Source organism: Neobacillus drentensis (assembly GCF_036962125.1).
GTDB classification, from domain to species: Bacteria; Bacillota; Bacilli; order Bacillales; family Cytobacillaceae; genus Neobacillus; species Neobacillus drentensis_B.
This window is the reverse complement of the sequence record NZ_JBALOA010000006.1, coordinates 78869-99970: the sequence shown is the minus strand read 5'-3', so window position 1 is coordinate 99970 and position 21102 is coordinate 78869. Positions and strand designations below refer to the sequence as shown.

Annotated in this window: 14 protein-coding genes and 1 riboswitch; of the genes, 10 read left to right on the top strand and 4 right to left on the bottom strand. The window is 40.1% G+C overall.

Annotated features, from left to right (window positions below):
• Positions 1-191 precede the first annotated feature (191 nt).
• The 3 genes from V7121_RS07460 to V7121_RS07450 all read left to right on the top strand — a co-directional run bounded on the left by V7121_RS07460 (position 192) and on the right by V7121_RS07450 (position 3485).
• A complete protein-coding gene (locus tag V7121_RS07460) occupies positions 192-695 on the top strand; it encodes an Lrp/AsnC family transcriptional regulator (RefSeq protein WP_335502682.1) in 504 nt (167 codons plus the stop codon).
• Positions 692-1906, top strand: a complete 1215-nt coding sequence (locus tag V7121_RS07455; RefSeq protein ID WP_335502687.1) for an aminotransferase — start codon at positions 692-694, stop codon at positions 1904-1906. The genes V7121_RS07460 and V7121_RS07455 overlap by 4 nt, the downstream gene beginning before the upstream one ends.
• A gap of 277 nt (positions 1907-2183) precedes the next feature.
• Positions 2184-3485: an NCS2 family permease gene (locus V7121_RS07450; RefSeq protein WP_335502690.1), complete on the top strand. Its 1302-nt coding sequence runs from the start codon at positions 2184-2186 to the stop codon at positions 3483-3485.
• A 44-nt stretch (positions 3486-3529) separates the two neighbouring features.
• Here V7121_RS07450 and V7121_RS07445 read toward each other — a convergent pair whose 3' ends face one another.
• A complete protein-coding gene (locus V7121_RS07445) occupies positions 3530-3721 on the bottom strand; it encodes a hypothetical protein (RefSeq protein WP_026564084.1) in 192 nt (63 codons plus the stop codon).
• Between the two features lie 126 nt (positions 3722-3847).
• Between V7121_RS07445 and V7121_RS07440 the strand changes: the two genes are divergently transcribed.
• From V7121_RS07440 to V7121_RS07415, 6 genes are all read left to right on the top strand, one after another.
• Positions 3848-3991 (top strand): YvrJ family protein, encoded by a 144-nt coding sequence (locus V7121_RS07440; protein ID WP_335502693.1) that lies wholly within the window; start codon positions 3848-3850, stop codon positions 3989-3991.
• Positions 3992-4361: 370 nt separating this feature from the next.
• Positions 4362-5180 carry an N-acetylmuramoyl-L-alanine amidase gene (locus tag V7121_RS07435; RefSeq protein ID WP_335546227.1) on the top strand — a complete coding sequence of 273 codons (819 nt, stop codon included), beginning with the start codon at positions 4362-4364 and terminating at the stop codon, positions 5178-5180.
• Between the two features lie 224 nt (positions 5181-5404).
• On the top strand, positions 5405-6934 hold the full coding sequence (locus V7121_RS07430; RefSeq protein WP_335546225.1) for an N-acetylmuramoyl-L-alanine amidase: 1530 nt from the start codon (positions 5405-5407) through the stop codon (positions 6932-6934).
• Between the two features lie 340 nt (positions 6935-7274).
• Positions 7275-9548 carry an Ig-like domain-containing protein gene (locus V7121_RS07425; protein WP_335546223.1) on the top strand — a complete coding sequence of 758 codons (2274 nt, stop codon included), beginning with the start codon at positions 7275-7277 and terminating at the stop codon, positions 9546-9548.
• A gap of 184 nt (positions 9549-9732) precedes the next feature.
• Complete coding sequence (locus V7121_RS07420; protein ID WP_335546221.1) at positions 9733-9951, top strand: DUF1659 domain-containing protein; 219 nt, start codon at positions 9733-9735, stop codon at positions 9949-9951.
• Positions 9952-9990: 39 nt separating this feature from the next.
• Positions 9991-10209 (top strand): DUF2922 domain-containing protein, encoded by a 219-nt coding sequence (locus V7121_RS07415; protein ID WP_335546219.1) that lies wholly within the window; start codon positions 9991-9993, stop codon positions 10207-10209.
• Positions 10210-10264: 55 nt separating this feature from the next.
• Here the strand turns inward: V7121_RS07415 and V7121_RS07410 are convergent, their stop codons facing one another.
• Positions 10265-11065, bottom strand: coding sequence for a serine/threonine-protein kinase (locus V7121_RS07410; protein ID WP_335546217.1), 801 nt, complete (start codon positions 11063-11065; stop codon positions 10265-10267).
• A gap of 163 nt (positions 11066-11228) precedes the next feature.
• Between V7121_RS07410 and V7121_RS07405 the strand changes: the two genes are divergently transcribed.
• Positions 11229-11399 (top strand): hypothetical protein, encoded by a 171-nt coding sequence (locus V7121_RS07405; RefSeq protein ID WP_335502711.1) that lies wholly within the window; start codon positions 11229-11231, stop codon positions 11397-11399.
• A 97-nt stretch (positions 11400-11496) separates the two neighbouring features.
• Here the strand turns inward: V7121_RS07405 and queF are convergent, their stop codons facing one another.
• Both queF and V7121_RS07395 read right to left on the bottom strand, forming a co-directional pair.
• Complete coding sequence (gene queF / locus V7121_RS07400) at positions 11497-11997, bottom strand: preQ(1) synthase (RefSeq protein ID WP_335546214.1); 501 nt, start codon at positions 11995-11997, stop codon at positions 11497-11499.
• Between the two features lie 114 nt (positions 11998-12111).
• Positions 12112-12158, bottom strand: a riboswitch (PreQ1 riboswitch).
• Between the two features lie 143 nt (positions 12159-12301).
• On the bottom strand, positions 12302-20995 hold the full coding sequence (locus V7121_RS07395) for a S8 family serine peptidase (protein WP_335546212.1): 8694 nt from the start codon (positions 20993-20995) through the stop codon (positions 12302-12304).
• Positions 20996-21102 lie beyond the last annotated feature (107 nt).

The window sequence follows — 21102 nt, the reverse complement described above, 5'->3', positions numbered from 1 at the left end:
AATTTTTCTTTAAACAGTCTAAAAGGTTAATAGGTCAAGAAACTGCAGCACTAGGATAAAAAACCTATGAAAGTCATTACCTTTATAGATAGTTATCAAAAAAAAGAGAATAATCATTATACTTTCATTTGAGTTCGAACCCATCCTCCTTTACAATCAATAATAGGAAAAACAAATCAGGAGGCACCCTTATGAAATTAAGTAATGAAGAACTGGAAATATTAAAGCTGATTGAAGAAAACCATAAAATCTCCGTCGAAACTATTGCCTTAATGGTGATGAGCAGCGAAGAAACAGTCAGAAATACCATTAATAAATTAGAAGAAGAAAAAATCATTGTCAGCTACCCCGCGCTAATTGATTGGAGCAAAGTCGAGGGCCAGGAAAGCATCATCGCGATGATCGACGTCAAGGTAACCCCCAAGCGTGGAGTGGGATTCGATGAGGTCGCCGAGAGAATTTATCGTTTTCCAGAAGTAACCTCTCTTTACCTCATGAGTGGCGCCTACGATTTGTCAATCACAATCGAAGGGCAAACGATGAATCAAATCGCCACCTTTGTCTCGGAAAAACTATCCACGATTGAAAATGTCATCTCCACCACGACGCACTTCATGTTAAAGAAATACAAACATGATGGGGTAGTTTTTGGCAGTGGTGATGATAAAGACCGGAGAATGGTGATTACACCATGAAAAAGGATTATTCCCACTATATATCTGAAACTGCCCGCGACCTGCAGCCGTCTGGAATTAGGAAATTTTTCGATCTAGCTGCAAGTATGAAGGATGTGATTTCATTGGGGGTTGGCGAACCAGACTTCATTACCCCCTGGAACATTCGCGAGGCTGCCATATTATCAATGGAACAAGGCTATACTGCCTATACCGCCAATCCGGGCTTATTAGAATTACGGCAGGAGATTGCTAATTATTTAGGAACACGTTTTGCTGTCAATTATGATCCCAAAAATCAAATCATCGTGACCGTTGGAGCGAGCCAGGCAATTGATCTTGCCTTTCGGGCGATTTTAAACCAAGGTGACGAAGTGCTGATTGTTGAACCGGCGTTTGTTTCCTACGCACCATTGGTTGCGATTGCCGGCGGGACGCCTGTCGCCATTTCCACCTCTGCTGCCAATGGGTTTAAATTAACTCCTGAACAACTAGAAGGAGCGATTACGGAAAAAACAAAAGCGATTTTGTTTTGTTCACCGAACAATCCAACAGGTAGCACCTTAAATCGAGAAGAGCTCATGGAGATTGCCGCGATCGTTGAAAAGCACGACCTAATCGTTGTCTCTGACGAAATCTATGCAGAGTTAACCTACGAAGAAACCTATACCAGCTTCGCCTCGCTTGAAGGCATGTATGAGCGAACGATTTTAATCAATGGATTTTCTAAAGGTTTTGCAATGACCGGTTGGCGCTTGGGAATGCTCGCTGCGCCGAAAGAATTTATTGAGGTCATGTTGAAAATTTTCCAATACACGACGATGTGCGCGCCAACTATGCTTCAATACGGTGCGATTGAAGCTCTCAAGAATACCTTTCATGAGGTGGAAGCGATGAAACGAAGCTACCGGATGAGACGAAACTATGTGGTGCAAACGTTGAATAAAATCGGGTTAGACTGTCATACACCCGGAGGAGCTTTTTATGTCTTCCCATCGATTAAGGCAAGCGGCCTCAGCTCAGAAGCATTTGCCGAGGAACTCTTGATGACGGAAAAAGTTGCCGTTGTCCCTGGCAATGTGTTCGGAGAAAGCGGCGAAGGTTATATTCGCTGCTCCTACGCTGCTTCAATGCCGCAGCTTCAAGAAGCCCTGAAAAGAATCCAGCATTTCATGGAATCAAAGGGCATATTCGGAGAAAAACTAAGTGTAGAAAAACAATTAAATCAATAATGTGAAAAAGCCCAATTTTTGAATTTGGGCTTTTTTGCGGTTTTTTAGGTACCTGACACCCACTGCCATCCACTTTTTGTGACAGACATCTTTAATGGTATTAAATCGGAGAAGTTTTTGCCCCGGCAGAGGGTGGTGGTATTTTTTCATTGGTGTCAGGTACCAGTATAATTGTTACGAAAAATGTACAAAATATTATATTCCCCTTGAAATTTCAATTAAAAACGAATAATATAGGTTAGTCTTATTAAAATGTTCGTATTTTGGAGGTTCAACGATGTTTAAACTAAAAGAAAATCATACCAATACAAAAACAGAACTGCTTGCGGGAATCACAACCTTTTTTACAATGGTCTATATTGTGGTCGTGAATCCGGTCATTCTCGCCGACGCTGGAGTTCCGTTCGGGCAAGTGTTCACCGCAACCATCATTGCCTCTGTTGTCGCAACATTGTGGATGGCTCTGTTTGCCAATTATCCAATTGCGATTGCCCCAGGAATGGGACTCAATGCCTTTTTTGCTTACTCTGTTGTAGGCGGTCATCAGGGGATCACCTACCAAACGGCCTTTGCCGCTGTTTTTGTCGCAGGTGTAATTTTTGTCATCTTATCGTTAACCCCGCTTAGGGAAAAATTAATTGATGCCATCCCCGAGAATCTCAAACATGGGATTACTGCAGGAATCGGCTTGTTTATTGCTTTTATCGGTCTTCGTCTTACAAAAATTATTACAGCCCACCCGACTAATCTTGTTGGTCTCGGCGACCTTCATTCACCATCCGCTCTTTTAGCATTAGTAGGGTTAGTGATTACACTGATTCTAATGGCACTCCGAGTCAATGGTGCGATCTTTTTTGGAATGGTCATTACAGGGATGATTGCCTTCTTTACCGGCCAGCTAGAATTTAAGGAAGGTTTTATGTCGCTGCCAACTCTGCCCGAGGGACTTATCATTGCCAATCCTTTGACAGCATTGACGGACGTAATTGAGCACAGCCTTTATGCCGTTGTCTTTTCTTTCATTTTAGTAACTATTTTTGATACAACTGGAACAATGATTGGGGTCGCAAATCAAGCAGGTCTAATGAAAAGCGGCAAACTGCCGCGTGCTCGCCAGGCTTTACTCGCCGATTCGATTGGTACTGCAGTAGGGGCTATATTTGGGACGAGCCCAACAACGGCCTATATTGAATCGTCATCAGGGGTTGCAGTAGGAGGACGGACTGGTTTAACCTCCCTTACGGTTGGCATCCTCTTCATCTTGTCCGCCTTCTTCGGACCGCTCGTTAGCGCTGTATCCGGGATTTCTGCGATTACTGCACCGGCGTTAATCATTGTTGGCAGTCTCATGATGGGAAGTATTGCGAAAATCCGCTGGGATGAGCTGGATGAAGCCTTTCCTGCATTTTTGACCGTCTTGAGCATGCCGCTAACATCGAGCATTTCAACGGGGATTGCTTTAGGTTTTATTAGCTATCCGATTTTAAAGTTAGTCAAAGGGAAATGGCGTGAAATTCATCCACTACTTTACGTATTCGCCGTCTTGTTTTTTATCCAGCTCGCATTTTTACAGCATTAATTACAAAAAGCCAGTCGCTAGACTGGCTTTTTTGGTGATTTTATTTATTTTTTAGGCTGGTCAAGAGCTTGGTAAGCTAACTGATACTTTCCTCCGTCTGCTACTTCTGAATGGTACAATGCCTTAAGGGCTGTGTTTTTCTCGAGGCCGTGTTCTACCTTCAACTCTTTCAACCTTGTATGCAATTCTTTATTATCCTTAATAAGCTGCTGCATTTGTGATTTCAAATACTTCATAAGATGATTATCTCCTTCCCGAAACCAAAGCGTTCTCCAAGTATATCATTAATTCATTTTATTTTCTCTGCCCCTGTCCTTTTCGCCAACTTTTACCTATATATCTAATGACAGGAGGTGAAAAAAGTGGATCAACTCATTCCAATCATCAGTGAGGTGGGCTTCCCTATCGTTGTGACTCTATATCTGCTTTACCGGATTGAATCAAAGCTAGATATGGTCGTTACCTCGATCCAGAATCTTCCCGAACGCATGAAGGAACGAACGTAGGTTAATTTTTATATGGGCAATCCAGTCTAGAGGTAACACTGGCCTAGGTCTTGGCCCACTGTGTTACCCAAAATTCAATTCTGCCTTCGCTCCGGTCACATAAGAGCTCTCTATGTTACCCAAAGCTTGCTCCATTTAAGTTTTCGGTCACATAAAGGCTCTCTATGTTACCGCAGAATGGTCCCATTTGCGGTTTTGGTCACATAAAGGCTTTCTATGTTCCCGTGGAGCCACTGAAACACAAGTCCGGTCACATAGAAACTCAAATTGTGGATGTCCTCCAAAAAACTGTGACAAGTACCCGAACCTATTTGTCCAACGCTACATAACATGTACATATAATCAATTTTTAGGAAATGGAGATGATGAAATGAAGCTATATTTAGATCCAGGTCACGGTGGAGATGATCCAGGTGCTCAAGGTCATGGATTGGATGAAAAAGATATAACCTTAGCGATCGCGCTCAAAATACGTTCCATTTTACAAAATGATTATGAGAACATTGACGTAAAAATGAGCAGGAACAGCGATAAAACTAGAAGCTTAGCTCAGCGATCTAGTGAGGCCAATGCCTGGGGGGCCGATTTTTTCTTAGCCATTCACATCAATTCCGGTCCAAGCTCCGCACAAGGCTATGAAGACTATATTTACAATGGCTTATCTAATTCTTCTAAGGCCGCTCAGTATCAGGATATCATTCATGCAGAAGTGAAAAAAGTGAATCAGCTGCAAGATCGAGGTCAGAAAAAAGCAAACTTCCATGTGTTACGAGAGACTAATATGCCAGCTATATTAACAGAAAATGGATTTATTTCAAATGATCATGACGCCTCACTAATGAAACAGTCCTCTTGGATTCAAAAGGTTGCTCAGGGTCACGTAAATGGACTTGCCAAAGCCTTTGGTTTGAAACGCAAACCAAATGAACCACCTAAGCCTGATAAACCGGATTCCGGATCGCTTTTCAAAGTAATTGCTGGTTCTTTCAAATCCAAAGAAAATGCGGACGAGCGAGTAGAACAGCTTCAAAAGAAAGGGATCGAATCATTTGTTGATTCCACAAAAGTCGCTGGCGAAACATGGTACCGAGTACAAGCAGGGGCCTTTTCAAACCGAGAAAATGCAGAAGACCGCCTCGCAGACGTACAAAAAGCTGGAATCAACGACGCCTTCCTTGTTGCAGAATAACATGATGGGTGACATTGATGGGTGACAGGTACCGTTCATGGACACTTATCCGCCGCTCGTGGACACTCCCTCGTGCGCTTATATCCTACAAAAGACCTCCTTTATGCGAGAGATGGGAGGTCTTTTGTAGGTTTTTTCTTTTGAACGATTCAGTTTGTGTCCACTGGATGGGCATTGCCATAGGATATATATGAACGTATTTTATCTGAAATGGAGGAGTCAAAATGAAGCTTTATTTAGACCCAGGGCATGGCGGAGATGATTCAGGTGCACAAGGAAATGGGCTGGATGAAAAGGACATTACTTTAGCTATTGCGCTTAAAATACGAAAGATCATCCTTAATGATTATGAAAATGTTCAAGTAAAGATGAGTCGTACAAGCGATACCACCAAAAGCTTAGCACAGCGCTCCAGTGGGGCAAATGATTGGGATGCCGACTTTTTCCTCTCAATTCATATCAACTCAGCCGACAACACCTCTGCCCAGGGGTATGAGGATTATATTTACGATGTCTCAGCCAAGTCCAGTAAAGCAGCAAAATACCAGGATCTCATTCATGCTGAAGTGATGAAGCTTAATCAGATGAATGATCGCGGCCAAATGAAGGCCAACTTCCACGTACTCAGAGAAACGAAAATGCCTGCGATACTTACTGAAAATGGCTTTATCAGTAATAAACATGATGCCGCATTGATGAAAGACTCGGCTTGGCAGCAAAAAGTAGCCCAAGGCCATGTGACCGGGATTGCTAAAGCCTTTGGCCTGAAACGCAAAGCTGTGAAGGAGACACCTGCAACAACCACACCAAAGACCACCCAAACTAGCACAAAGACAGTCTATACAGTTTATGTCGGTTCTTATAAATCAAAAGAAAATGCCCAAGATAGGGTCGCAGAATTGAAGAAAAAGAGTATTAAATCATCGATTGTTACCACAAAAATCTCTGGAGCTACCTGGTACCGAGTGAAAGTAGCCTCTTATTCAACCAACGCCAATGCTGTAAAGCGCCTAAAAGCAATCGAAAAAGCAGGCTACGATGATGCCTTTATTATTACGGAAAAAGAAACCACAACGAAAACAGAAACAAAAAAACCTACGGCAAGCACCAATACAACACCAACCACAAAACCGACCAAAAGCACCAGTAAACCAGCAACCACAAAACCGGCCACAAGCACTAGTAAACCAGCAACACCAGGCACAAGCACGAATCCAACTACGACTCCAAACAACACGACCAAAGAAATCCCCGTCATTGTCGACCCCGGTCAATTCACGATTTTAGGACCAACCTTCCTATCCCCTGAACAGATGGACCAATTTGTAAAAAAGGTGAATCCTAAGGCTCCTGAATTAGGTAAATTTTATCAAGACCTTGGAAAATATTACGGGATACGCGGGGATGTAGCCTTTGCTCAAGCTATTCATGAAACAGACTATTTTCGTTTTACCGGAGTCGTCAATCCTGGGCAGAACAACTACGCAGGAATTGGGGCAACTGGAGGAGATAACCGCGGGGCAAGCTTTAAAAATCAGGAAGAAGGCGTCCTCGCCCAACTTCAGCACTTGTACGCGTATGCAACAACAAAACCACTACCTAATCAATATCCATTAGTGGATCCCCGCTTTCATCTCGTCGATAGAGGGACTGCTCCAACTTGGACCGCATTAAACGGTAAATGGGCTGTTCCAGGCACAACCTACGGGCAATCCATTCTAAGCCTTTATCAACAAATGATCCATTCCGTCTAATGACGACCTGGAGAACAGAGCAACACTTCAGCCCTCGCACGCTCGATCAAAATTCTATAAATGGGAACCCAACTCATGCACCCTTTTGAAGGACCTCTTTATCTACACAGAAGAGGTCTTTATCTATGTGGTTAATCGTCATATTTAACCTAAAAAAATACACTCAGCGAACTTATCCAGTCAAACTGGATGATGGTTAACTAGAAATTTTTACCCAAGGACAGCTAATCTCACTATCTATTTTCCTATAATAATATTTGGATAAATTTATTTTTGATGTATAATTTTGGTAGAATTAAACTTAGGATATATTACGAGGGAAAGAGGTTATCTAACAGTTATGGTAAAAATTAGTAAAAATTTCAAAATATGGCTCAGTTTACTTTTTTTGATTGGTTTTATTCTACCAGCTGCTTCTGTAACACCGGCGCATGCAGCAGCTGCAAATGAGGAAACTGAACCAAATGACACAAGAAATTCTGCCAATGAATTGGTCAACGGTGAGGCCAAGTACGGGGCCATCAGCACCTCAACAGATGAAGATTGGTATGGAATCAACACACAAAGGGCAGGAGATATCCGCATTACTTTGGAAGAATTGCCAAAGAATTATCAATTATATTTATACGATGCTAATGGAAACTATATTGCAGATTCAACAAACAGTTCTACTTATCCTGAATCAATAAATTACACTGCCAATGAACCAGGAGTTTATTATATTTTAGTAGAACGGTATGAATATGATTCAAAGGAATTTACTCCTTCAGGTAAATATAAAATTAAAGCAAGCTATCCATCAAATGCTCCTAATTTTAACACAGTTTATGAACCAAATGATACGAAAGAAAATGCTTTTCCAGTCGTTTCGGGAAAAGAATACTATGGGACAATTGATTCCATTTTAGATGTAGATTACTATGAAATCCAACCAAACGGCGAAGGCCAAATTAGAGCCACCCTAGAAAATTTGCCATTTAATTATGATTTATATTTATACGATGCCCAGGGAAACTACCTGGCAAGTTCCGATCGTGACGGAACTGCTTCAGAAGTCATTGACTATTACACAACGACTAATGAAGTCCATTATATTGCCGTAATTCCATATAGTTCAAATTACTCACCTTCATCCAATTATAAGGTGAAAATTTCTTATCCTTCTAGTGATCCAAGAGGCTCTGAATTTGAACCGAATGATATAAAAGAGCAATCCTATCCCATCCTATCAGGGACTGCATATTTTGATAAAATAAGTTCCCCTACCGATGTGGATTATTATACTTTCACCACTGAAAAAGAAGGGACAATTTATGCCCGCTTAGAGCAGCTCCCATTTAATTATAATTTAAAATTACTAGACAGAAATGGTAACGAAGTAACGTATGATTCCTCAAATTACGGTAAAACGGATGAGGTAATTGAGTTTTTTGCACCCGAAGCCAGTACCTACTATTTAAAAGTTTATCCTGAAAGTGGTGAATCCTCCTCAACCTTTACTTATAAAATGAAGGTCACGTATCCTACAAATACAGTTCTTTTTGATAAGGAATTAGAGCCAAATGATACATTTGAGTCCGCCTTTCCAGTGGAAACCATGAGGACTTACTCACAGCTTTTAGATGCTAGTAATGATCAAGATTACTATAAATTTACTGTTCCAGCAGGAAACCATGTAAATGTAAGTCTCACTAAACTGCCATTTAACTATAATCTATATGTTTATGACAGTCTTGGAAATCTATTCGATAGTTCAACCAGTGGTGACACCTATGATGAAATGATTACTTTCCAAAGTAATGAAAAGGCTACCTATTATGCAAAAGTGGTTACTTACGAGTATGATAAAAAATACTCTACGATCAACCGCTACAACTTAAAGATTTCCTATGGGCTAAAAAAGAAACCAACAATTAATCCGTTGTCTTCCAATAAAACCGTCATCTCAGGGACAGCCGACCCGAATGTAACCGTTGTTGTCAAACTCGGGCCTTCTGTACTTGGTACTGGAAAAACCAACGCATATGGTGCCTATTCAATTAAAATACCGAAACAAAAGTATAACGCGAAATTAACGGTAGCTGCCCAAGACGACGCAGGAAATACTTCCTCTGCATGGACTTCTGTCTTATTAGGTGCGTATTCTCCAAAGATCAACACGGTAAAAAGTAATCATACCACCATTTCGGGAACGGCAGGTCCTAACATGTCCGTGACCGTAAAACGAGGATATACCGTCATTGGGACAGGTAAAACAAATAGCAGCGGCAATTACTCTGTTAAAATTCCGAAGCAAAAGATGTTGACAGGTTTAGTTGTCATTATTAAAGATAGTTTCGGAGATACCGCCTACTCCACAACGAAAGTCCAAACGCATATATTGGTACCAAGGGTAAATACTGTGACCTCAAAAAGCACCAAAATATCCGGGACTGCTGGTGCATATTTGACTGTTCAGGTGAAGTATGGATCAAAAGTGGTTGCTTCTGGAAAAACAAATAGCCAAGGAAGCTATTCCTTAAAAATGAACAAGCAAAAGAAATACGCTAAATTAGTAGTTGTAGTGAAGGACATTGTTGGAAACTATAACTCTAAGACAATCTACGTTAAATAGCCCGACCTAGAAAGGCAGTTAAAAATCGCTGCCTTTTTTTGTTTATAAGAGGACTCCATTCGACTCATTTCTTTTGGTGTCTTTTGGTGGTGTCAGGTACCACATTTTTAAAAATTTATTTTTCCCTGCCCTGTCTTTTTGACCGACTTTTTCCTATATAGAAGGTGAAAGGAGGTGAGGGACTATGGCAAAATCACTTTTAGAAGGGACGAAACTCCGCTTGGTTTTTGAAGCAGGCATGGATGAGGACGGCAAACCAATCCTCCGCTCGAAAACGTTTAGCAATGTCAGAAAGGAAGGGACTACAGATCAATTTTTTCAAGCAGCCCTAGCAATTACCGTTTTATGTAATGATACGTTATACAAAGTGGAACGTAATGACAGTACCGAAATTATCGCTTAATCAGGGTTGAACGGGAGTTAGGGAAGGAGGTGAAAACATATGGCGAAAACATTAGAATTACAATTTGGCACAGAGCTCGGAAAAACTGCACGTATATCCATCGATAATCCGAAGGAACCTATTGAGGAGGAAGTCGTTAAACTATCGATGGACCAGATTATTGCAGCTGAAATTTTCACAACGAGCACCGGTAAATTTGTGTCTTCTAAAGGAGCAAGAATCGTCGACCGCAGCGTGGTTGATTACGAATTAGAGTAAAAATATTTAAAAATGCGGTTCATCTCATGTGAACCGCATTTGTTTGTTTAGTTTTTTAAAAAAGGAAATAGAAAGCTAAGATCATCATCACGACCAAAACGGCTCCACCAAGTATCAACATGCTTGTTCCTCGCCGCTTGCCTTTTTTAGCCTTTTTACGCTCACGTTCGGCAGCTTCCGCTTTTTGATTAAGGCTTTTTCTTTCAAAAAATGCGGCCAATTTATTATCGTCACTAATTCCCATTTTTCTTTCCGGACGAGTCAGAATCTGCTCTAATTCCTCAATCGTCATCGGTTCTTCAAGGTTCAGGTTTTCTATAACACGCTCACTCACAGTAGAATAACGCTGAATAATTGAAATCAATTGCCGGACATCAGAAACATTTCCAAGTCGCCCCTTACCTTCGAGGACTTTTGCCTCCCCAGCTCCATATAAAATTACTCTTCCCTGAGTTGAAATCCAGATGTTTTCAGGTGAAAGGGCTCCATGAACGATTCTTTTATCATGTAGATGACGGACAGCAGCAACGAGCTGGTTGATTTGATCAGAATCGAGCTGTCCCTTTTCAACTAAGGTCACCCCTTCTTCACATTCTAAAAGAGAATATAAGTGTCCTTCATCTACCTGTGCAACCTGCTCAATCCGCGGCAAATGGCTATAGTCGGAAATCCCCGTCCGGTACCCCTCTTGCAGCTGATTCCATTGCGCCTTCTTAAAATCCGTGGCCTTGTTCGAAAAATCAACTAACCGGAGGATAAACGTCCGAGCCGTTTCAGTTTCCACCACTTCAAAAACACTTAGGCCAAAATCGTTAGAGAACAATTTCCTTCTTATATCAAAACCACCAATATCCACTGAAAACACCAAGCTTTCTTTTTAAAGTGTACGTTCTCTCCTTTAAATCTGGAAGGAATCGTATCAAGCGGCCACTTTATTCTACCATTGAGTAACCTATTTTTTATTCTCCTCTTATTATAGCCACGAAGAAATTGGCAATGATAGTAGAGGAGGTGAAAAAATGATGACAATAGACCCGAACCTTCGTGGGGATATGCTAGAGGACGAATGGAATAGTGAAGAAGTTCAAAATGAAATGATGTTCACCGGCATTACTCACGACGAGTGGCTTGAACACCGGCTAAATGATGAAGACATACATGAAGAAGAGCATGACGACTTCGTATGGTAGTCCAAACAGAAAAGCCACGGCATCCCGCCTGTGGCTTTTTCTCATCATCGTATTCGGTTTAACCGCGAAAGGAATTCTAAATCCCGGCCAAATTTTATTAACGGTTATCAACTTTTTCTGGATAAAGGTCATGGTTCATTAAACGGAACTGAGCCATTTCCTCGTACTTTGTCCCTGGCTTCCCATAGTTGCACCATGGATCAATTGAAATTCCGCCCCTTGGGGTGAACTTGCCCCAAACCTCAATATACCTTGGGTCAAGAAGCTTAATTAAATCATTCATGATGATATTGACACAATCCTCATGGAAATCCCCATGGTTTCTGAAGCTAAACAAATATAACTTCAGTGACTTACTCTCAACAATCTTTTTATCCGGAACATACGAAATATACATCGTCGCAAAATCCGGCTGACGTGTCAGCGGACATAAACTTGTGAACTCCGGGCAATTAAATTTTACAAAGTAATCACGATCCGGATGAAGATTATCAACCGCCTCTAATACTTCCGGCGCATATTCAAAGGAATATGAGGTTCCTTGATTCCCTAATAGTGTTAAATCCTTTAAACCTTCCTCATGGCTTCTGCCAGACATAAAAAAACCTCCCTGCAATCTGTGCCACACTTTCCAAGAAAGAATTCCGCTGTAACTCTACTAAAGGCATCCATCAAAAAAGCCACGTCCGATATGGACATGGCTTAAAGTCATGAATCCATAGTTTTTTATAGAGGGTATCAGCTATGAACCTCTCCCGCAAGTACGGGTATTATCTCCTTCATATCTTATAGAATCCTTAACCAATCGTCAATTGAAAATTTTTGTAAATAATTGAATAAGGAACTACTTAGCAAAGGAACTGTCATATATTACTGACAGTTCCTTCCTTAACTAGCACAATTTATTCATTAATAATGAAGTCATCTGAAAACTTCGAAACGACCTTCCCATTCTTGTCTTTAACCATGAGGAGAACTTTGTAGGTTCCACCCTTCGAAAGGGTTGTTTCAAAGACGTTATTCTTCGAGTATTTTTGTTTTCCGACTCCAATTGAACCTTGGTATAACACCCATGAATAAGTGAGTCCATCTCCAAGGGCATCTGAAGTCCATTTTACCTTTGTCCCAACACTCTGATTGGATGCCTTGTTTGCTCTCAAGGACTTAACGACAATGCTTTCATCGTTAATATTTCCATTGGTTAACTGAAGATCTGTCGTATTAATAGTAGTGTCGATTGGCTCAAACTCAAGGTCAACCAATTTTCCACTTCCCTGAATAGAAGTTGTTCCTGCTATGGCTATCTCTACGACGCCATCTTCCTTCATATTGTAAACTAAGCTGTAATCTTTAGTTGTTTCAGATTTTACAACATTAGAAAGCTTAACTTCTTTTGGATCGTAGGTAATGCTGACTTTGGCACTGTATATGTCCGCTTCTCCCACATTAAATTCAACTGGTGCCGTCAACTTACCGTCACCTTGGACAATTGTTTGTCCGACCTTGTATAAAGATGACAGATTGGTCGAGGCCTCACCCCAGTCCCCATTGACATCTCCTAATAAAATGGCTGTAAAGTCTTGGTAGGATACATCGCTTGAAAGATTATCATATTTTCTATCTCCTCCTGTAAAGGTCCAAACCTTACCTGCTCCAGGGAAAGGAAGATCAATTAAATCGACTGATTTTTCAAGAACATACGCAGCGTCCAAGGCATTGATCATACCATTTCCATCAACGTCGGCAGCGATTTTTTGATAATCATCCAACTGGATTAAGCCAACAGCATACTGGAGGATCATCGATGCATCATAGGAAGAAATTCCATTGATATCATCTGACTTGCTAGGTTTCAACGTATAACCACCGCTTCTAATCCCACTAAGTGCAAAGTATCCCGATACATCCGAGTTTCCTTGATATTGCTGATTGGTTCCAATTAGCTCTAACAACACATTATTAACAGGTCGATAGTTACTGTAATAACGGACATTACCTGTTAGCGAATACGTATCTGCTAGATTGAAGGTGCCATTAATTTGGCTGGTTTTAATGCTGCCAGAGTTAAACGATAATTGATCTAACGTTAACGCTGAAGAGGTTAATTCACTATCCAATACTTTAAAAGAAACCACAGCAATCGAACCGGATCCATTCACAGCTGTCGAAGATGCCATTGATAACTGAACTTCTCCACTCGTATTTTTATTAGATGCAAGAGAGAAATTTTTCGTTAAGTTTCCTAAGGTAACTCCTTCAACCTTCAATAATTTGGCATCAAACTTCACTTTAAAGTCTGCCGAACGCAAGCCTGACACGTTGGAAATATACACGGGAACGTCAATGATATCTCCTCTATTACCCGTTACATTAGCGATGCTGACTTCTTTGCCTTCACTAATATAGGTGTATCCGCCCAGGATGGCACCTGTCGTACCATCAGGGTTATTTACGGTTACGTCTACTTTTGCCGGATAATGGGCTGGAGTTTCGGCGGTGATTTTATTTTCACTTTCAACCACTACATTCGATGCAACGGCTTGGCCAAATAATACACTTGCCCCTTGTTTAAAATTAGAACCAGTAATAACAACTTTTGTGCCGCCAGTCTCAAGTCCTTCGGCTGGTGAAACAGAAGTAATCGTAGCTTTATCCGACACCATGACTCGATAAGGCTGATTTTGATTACCGGATTGTGCTTTCGTTGCTCCGTCCGTAGCCTCGATATAGTAATCAATCCAAGGCGAGACGACACTTGTACCATCGATGGTCGTACTATAACGATTATTCGTAGTAGTCACCATTTCTTTTTGTTTATACGTGGTATCCTTGGCAGCTTTGTAGAACAAGGTTACTTTTGAAACTTTAACATTATCCGTTACATCTGCAAAAATTTGAACCGGTTGACCTACCTTTGCCTGTTGAATCGGCGTATGAGTGATCACTGGTGCAATCGTATCAATCGGTGCAGCCGATGCAACATTGGAAGCATTTGATTCAGCTAGGTCAGTTTTGACTACTTTAAATTGGTAGTAATACATTTTTCCTGGGGTCACATTTGTATCTTCATAGGACTTTTGATCAGATGGAATCAGTGATTTATTGATCTTGGTATAACCTTCAAGCGGAAGTCGATTTTCACTTCGATAAACATTGTACCCTGCCAATGTATCAAAATCGTCTTGTGTCCAGCTTAAGTTGACTTTTCCTTCTCCACCAGTCGCTTGAAGGTTCATGGCCTCCGTACCAGAAGTAACGATTTCAAAGCGGAAGCGCTCTGTATCATTACCCGTTACTAACCAAGGATCATCGGCAGCAACGGCTCCTGCGACACGGAAGAATTGATAGCCATCACCAGTCAATGGTGATATTTTCATACTTCCAACCCAATGGCGTGGAGACGTCCATCCACCATCGACACCATTAACAGTATAGTCAGTCGTCGGCATATCAGGTCCGAACGACACTTGCGGCTGTTTCGTTTGATCCATATCACGGTTGAATAAAACATGGACTTGGATATTTTCCGCACCTACCTTGGTGGCACGTTCCTGTGATTCGGTAGAAACGTAGACATCGGTTACGAATGGGTAGGCGGTTTCTGGTGCATTGGTTAGGATTGGCTTATAGATGATTTCCTCCATGTTTTGAAAATCATTAAAGTGAATTAAAGCCTTTTCTATTAAATCAGTATTGGTTGTTCCCCAGAAGTTCTCGGTTAAAAACCTTTTATTTTCGCCTACTTCACTAGTAAACCGCATCCAATGATCAACATTTGGATCCCACCATCTGTTTAAAATCGCATTATTTTTAACATTGGACATATCACCCTTATTAATGAAGGCCTGTTTCTTATCGTCTATATACTGCTGCGTTATTTCCTCATTAGTTAAAGAGGTTTCTTTTACAACTAATTGATCACTAGTCCTTATATTAGAAGTCGTAGTTTCTGCTGTTGCTACCGATTTAGTTAATTCAGTATTGGTTGAACCATCTGCCAATTTAGAATCAGTAGAAATCGTAGAGTTAAAATCCATTTTATTAAGTAGTGCCGTCAACTCGAAATAACTTGGTTGTTTAACTGCTCTCTCTTTAAATGTTGATAATGTATAGTTGGCTGCTGTACTAAAATTTAAATTAAAATCTTGATTTGTCGGATTATTAAACATGTCAGTTAACGAATTACTAGGTAAATAAACTGAATAGTTACTGTTCGTTTCAAGCTGGTTCATAGGAACAATCTTTAAAATATTTCCATCAATTCTCATCTCTTTAATCGAAAGAGTATTGTAATTCTGATCTCTTAAAGTAATAAGCGGATAATTCCCCCCTGGTTTAATACCTTCTGTGAAGGTATAGGTAATTTCAGTATCTATCCCCACACCAATTTCTCCATTGACTGGAGAAGTAGATACAAGTGTAGGCGGTGTTGTGTCTGGTAAGATACCAAATAAAACTTGACCGGGTTTATTTGAATTCGTTGTCGACAAATTACCCAACTGTCCAAAAGAATTGTACCCCCATGACCAAGTTGTCCCATCTTCTTTAACTATAAATGAGTTAAATGGACCAGCCTCAATATTAGAAGCAATCATGTCTTTTACCTGGTATGGTGTATATTGGTAATTAATAGAACTATCCCCTAATTCGCCATATGCGTTATTACCAAATGTCCAAACCGTACCATCATTCTTTAACACAATGGAGTGGTTATCACCGGCTTTTACTTTTATAATATTTGACAAACTCTGGATTTGCTGTGGATTAGAATTTTGGTAATAATAATTATTGAGTCCAGATTGTCCGTGATTATCATAGCCCCATGCCCAAACACTTCCATCATTCTTTAAAGCTAAATTGTGTTTAGCTCCTGCATCAATTGCTGTAATTCCACTTAAATTTTGAACTTTAACTGGTGATAAACGGGTAGTATATGTTTTATCTCCTATCTGACCGTAATAATTATAACCCCATGCCCAAACTGTTCCATCCTTTTTCAAAGCCAAAGAATGATTATCCCCGGCAGATACTGAAATGACATCAGATAAGTTTGGGATTTGAGCTGGAATACTTCGGTAAGTATTTGTTCCATCCCCTAATTCCCCATTGCTATTATAGCCCCAAGTCCAAACTGTTCCATCTGCCTTTAAGGCGACAAAATGGTTTTGACCTGCTACAATTTCTTTTACATTACTAATATTAATTTTAATTGGCGTTATACTATTAAAATAATATCCCCAGCCCCATACGGTCCCATCATCTTTTAATACCAAGGAGGAATTATCCGCTACTGCTATATCCTTTACAGATGATAATCCAATGACTTGTACAGGTGTTAAACGGTTATTTCTTGTGCCATCTCCAAGTTGTCCATAGTCGTTAAGTCCCCATGCCCAAACAGTTCCATCCCTATTCAAACCTAATGTATGATATCGACTTGCTTTAATTTGTGCTGACTGAAATGTTACGTTAGTTTCCCAAACTGTAACAACCGTTTGAGCTTGATATTCACCGTTCTCAGTCTTTGCTGTAACCATAGCGGTTCCTGTTCCAATAGGTGAAACTAAACCATTCTCATCAACAGTAACAACCGCTGTATTACTTGATGACCATATTACTTTTTTATTTGTTGCTGTTTCTGGCTGCACTGTAGCCTTTAATGCCGTAGGTCCATCTCCAACTACCATTCTTAAAAACTGTTGATCTATAGATATCCCCTCAACAGGGACAATAACAGATACAATGACATTTGCCTGATAACCACCGTCATCTGTAGTTACTGTAATGATGGTAGTCCCATTATCCACAGCAGTAATAGTTCCGTTCTGATTCACAGTCGCAACTGATTCATTTCCTGAACTCCAACTAACTTTTTTATTTGTGGAGTTTTCCGGCAACACTGTTGCAGATACTGTTTGTTGCTGCCCCTTAGAAAGTTCTAGTTTTGTGTCACTCAAACTAACTCCAGTAGCTGGAACTATGTCAATAACATTGACCTCACAAGTAGCAATATAGCCACCATCTTCAGTTTTAACTGAAATGGTTACTCTACCCTTGCTTAAAGGAGTTATATTACCATTTTGATCCACACTTGCGATTCTTGAATCACTAGAAGACCAGGTAACTGTTTTATTTGTAGCTTTAGCAGGTGTTATCGTAGTTTGAAGATGTTCCGTTCCTCCACCTGCACCCAGGGTCATAGAAGATTTATCAAGTCTAATTCCTGTTACATTTGAAACACCTGGAATTTCTATAATATAATATCCCCGATAATCAGAACTTCTTGAAAAATCGTACCATTTACCAGACCACCGATTTAATTTCACAAAATTCGCAGGCTTGTAAGATCCTATTTGATTATTCGGCTCATTAACTTCCCAATTTGAGTAGCTTATTGAGGCACCATTTGCCCATTTAAAATCATTTTCTTTCTCAAAATCATTCAATCCAATTAATGGATCACTATCAAAATAATAAGAATCTAAATTAGGATACTTATTTTGCACATTAGAATACGTAAGGTAAGTACTCACGTAATTTTGAACTATATTATTTTCCTCTGCATCATCGATGGTGACAATATGACCACCTAATTCCCTTGCATAGTTTTCCACCATATTAATTTCGTCGAGATTATTAAATGAAATATTTGGATTAACTGCAATATAAGTACTTCCGTTTTCATTATATTTTACAGGAAAAATACTTTGAAGGACGTAATTTGAGTTAATGCTTGTGCCAAAACCTTTTCCCTTAGATAGCCAGTAGGTTCGATCACCATATTGTGTCTCCGGTAGCTTGTAATTTTTCAAATAAACATTGTTTTCTGCGCGCTCTTCATCCATATAATATAGGCTGGAATCGAATAGATTACCTTTACTTATCCCGTTAATTTTAAACATACTAGATGTACTCGGTGGTGAAGAGTTATAAGGATTTGAGCCCATACCTACAAATCGTGAGTTACTTATAATATCTGCATTAATAGTTGATCCATAATAGTCTTCAGTTCTTACCTCACCGTCATATAGATATCTTTTATATATTTTATTAAATAGATCTTGAGAAAAATATGAATGGTCCACCTTTTGAACAGCTAAATTCGGATTCATTATTTTTGCATATTTAATCTCTGAATAGCCTCGATACGAGTCAGACGATCCATATTGCTCTAAATAATTAGTAGAATAAACTTTGACCTCATACCCCGAATACATACTACTAGGAAACATCTCCACAGGCTCTTCCGCAGTTCCGTTCACCAAGAACTTACCTTTTACCTGAATATAGGCCATTGTTTTTTCAGCATAAGGATCTTCGGGCTCAGAACTCCAAAACTGGATTTGTGTTCCAGGCTCTACATTAACCGTTGCCCCTTCTTTGATCAGTGTTGCATTAGGAACAATCCAATACTTATCCTTTGTCAATGTCATATCCTTATCAATAACACCAGGCAATTCAACCCCGTTCCGAACAGCGAAACTGAATCCGCTATTAAATGTATAGGTTGTGGTATCCTGTGAATCATACCCATTATTGCCTGTAAGGGTAATGTTAATAGGCACAACGTGGTCGTTTGGTGTATTTGGAGCTATTTTTAGCTTGAATGGTAGATTAACTCCTGTAACCATATCATTTTCATAGATTAATCCGTTATCATCGATGGCAAACGTACCTACTGCACCATAATCAACGGTATCAGTTAATATCGTTACATATGGATCAGCAATCCCCGCATGTGATTTTGTATCTATAGTCACTTTGACGTTATCGGCTTTACCCCAGTGATTGCGGATGACCATTGCGAGATCTACCGTTTCTCCAGCATCCACAACACCATCATCATCGTTTTCTGGAGCGATTGTATTTTTATCAAAAATATAGTGTTCTAGATAGCTAAGTTTTGGTTTTGGTGTTTTTGTTAATGCACCTAAAGCGTCAACACTTTTATAGAATAGTGGATCCTCTTTAGGGTCATATGTAATACCTTGCTTAAGTTTTCCTGTTTCAGCAATTTGTCCCATAATAAATCTGGAAGAATAGGTATCTTTATCGGCAAACTTAGAACGTGCCAACGCGGCAATCCCTGCTACAACTGGAGTCGCCATTGAAGTACCCGACCATTTCGCATACTGACCATTCGGTAACGTACTATATATATCTACCCCAGGAGCCATTACCTCATATTCATGTGAATCTTGCTGCTTAAAATCCCAGTTAGAGAAATCTGCTAAATAATCACCGTTAGCACTTGGTGATGGTTTTTCAGCCATAACTCCGAGTACCCAGTTGTATGCAGCTGGATACATATCGGCTCCTAGTGGATGTGGGAGATTTGGCTTTCCATCATTACCCGCTGCAGCAACTAATACCGACGTACCAAAGGCAATCTGCAGAGCATCTTCCTCAACAGTTGACCGTCCATACCCACCAAAGCTCATGTTAATAACATCAGCACCTTTATCAACGGCATACTTAATGGCTTCTGCTATATCTGAGGATGAAAGCACACCACTTGACTGTGCAGCCTTAATCGCCATAATCCTTGTATTATAGGCAACACCAACGCCGCCAATGCTATTATTTCCTTGCGCGGCAATAATACCAGCAACATGGGTACCATGCCCATTATCATCTGCTGGATCACCAGAATCCCCTGCATATGGGTTTCCAACCGTTGATGCACCGTATATATCATCAACAAACCCATTTTGATCATCGTCAACCCTATTTCCAGGAATCTCCCCCGTATTGACCCACATATTTCCTTTTAAATCAGGATGATTGTAGTCAACACCCGTATCAATCACGGCAACAACAACATCCCTGCTGCCGCCTGGATTAATTCCCTGTGACTTCAGATATTCCCATGCCTTATTCACGCCAGAGCTTTCTAAATGCCATTGCTCATTGATATTCTCATCATTTAATGGAACGGTAGATGTAGTTTCATCAATCGCTCGTATGTAGTCATACTCTACGGATTCTACGTTTGTATCATTTTTTAAATCTTTAACAACTTTTTCAATATCTTTCCCTTTTGCAATAAAGGCTTTATTCCAATTAGCTAGTTTTGCTTCTATCCTTTTTACTTTTGCATTCGAACTACTAGCCTTTTTTTCAGGCACTAAAGGTTCTAGTTCCTTAATCCCTTGTTTGCTTAACGACAAAGATTTTCCTTTGACAGAATATGTACCACTCTTTGCTTTTGTTACCGTACTTTTATACTTAACCAATACTCGATCTTTACGATAACCAAGCTCCTTTGATACGTCCTTCTTTTCAGTTTTCTCTTTAAAAGGCTCGTAGGCATGGCCTTTTTTCGAATCATCTTCATTATAAGGACCGTAAGAAACTTGTTTGGAGCTACTTTTTTCAATCGTGTTAATTTTGCCTGGATTCTCCACTGCTGGAGGTGCATCAGCTTGACCCTCTGCTTCTAACTGCACAACCCCATTTTTCACTTTTGGAAGATTTACCTTTGAAGTTGAAACCTTTCCTACTGTCTGTGCCATAACCGGTAATGAATTACCAGAAATAAAGGTTATCAGCACTAGAACTATAAGAAACTTGTTCCATTTTACCCGTTTATACATCCCAACCCACCCTTTGGATTTTAATAGACTAATATCGTAATTTTACCATAGAAACTTACATTAATTTACTATATTCTGATAAATATCTCCTATTTTCGCTAATGGAT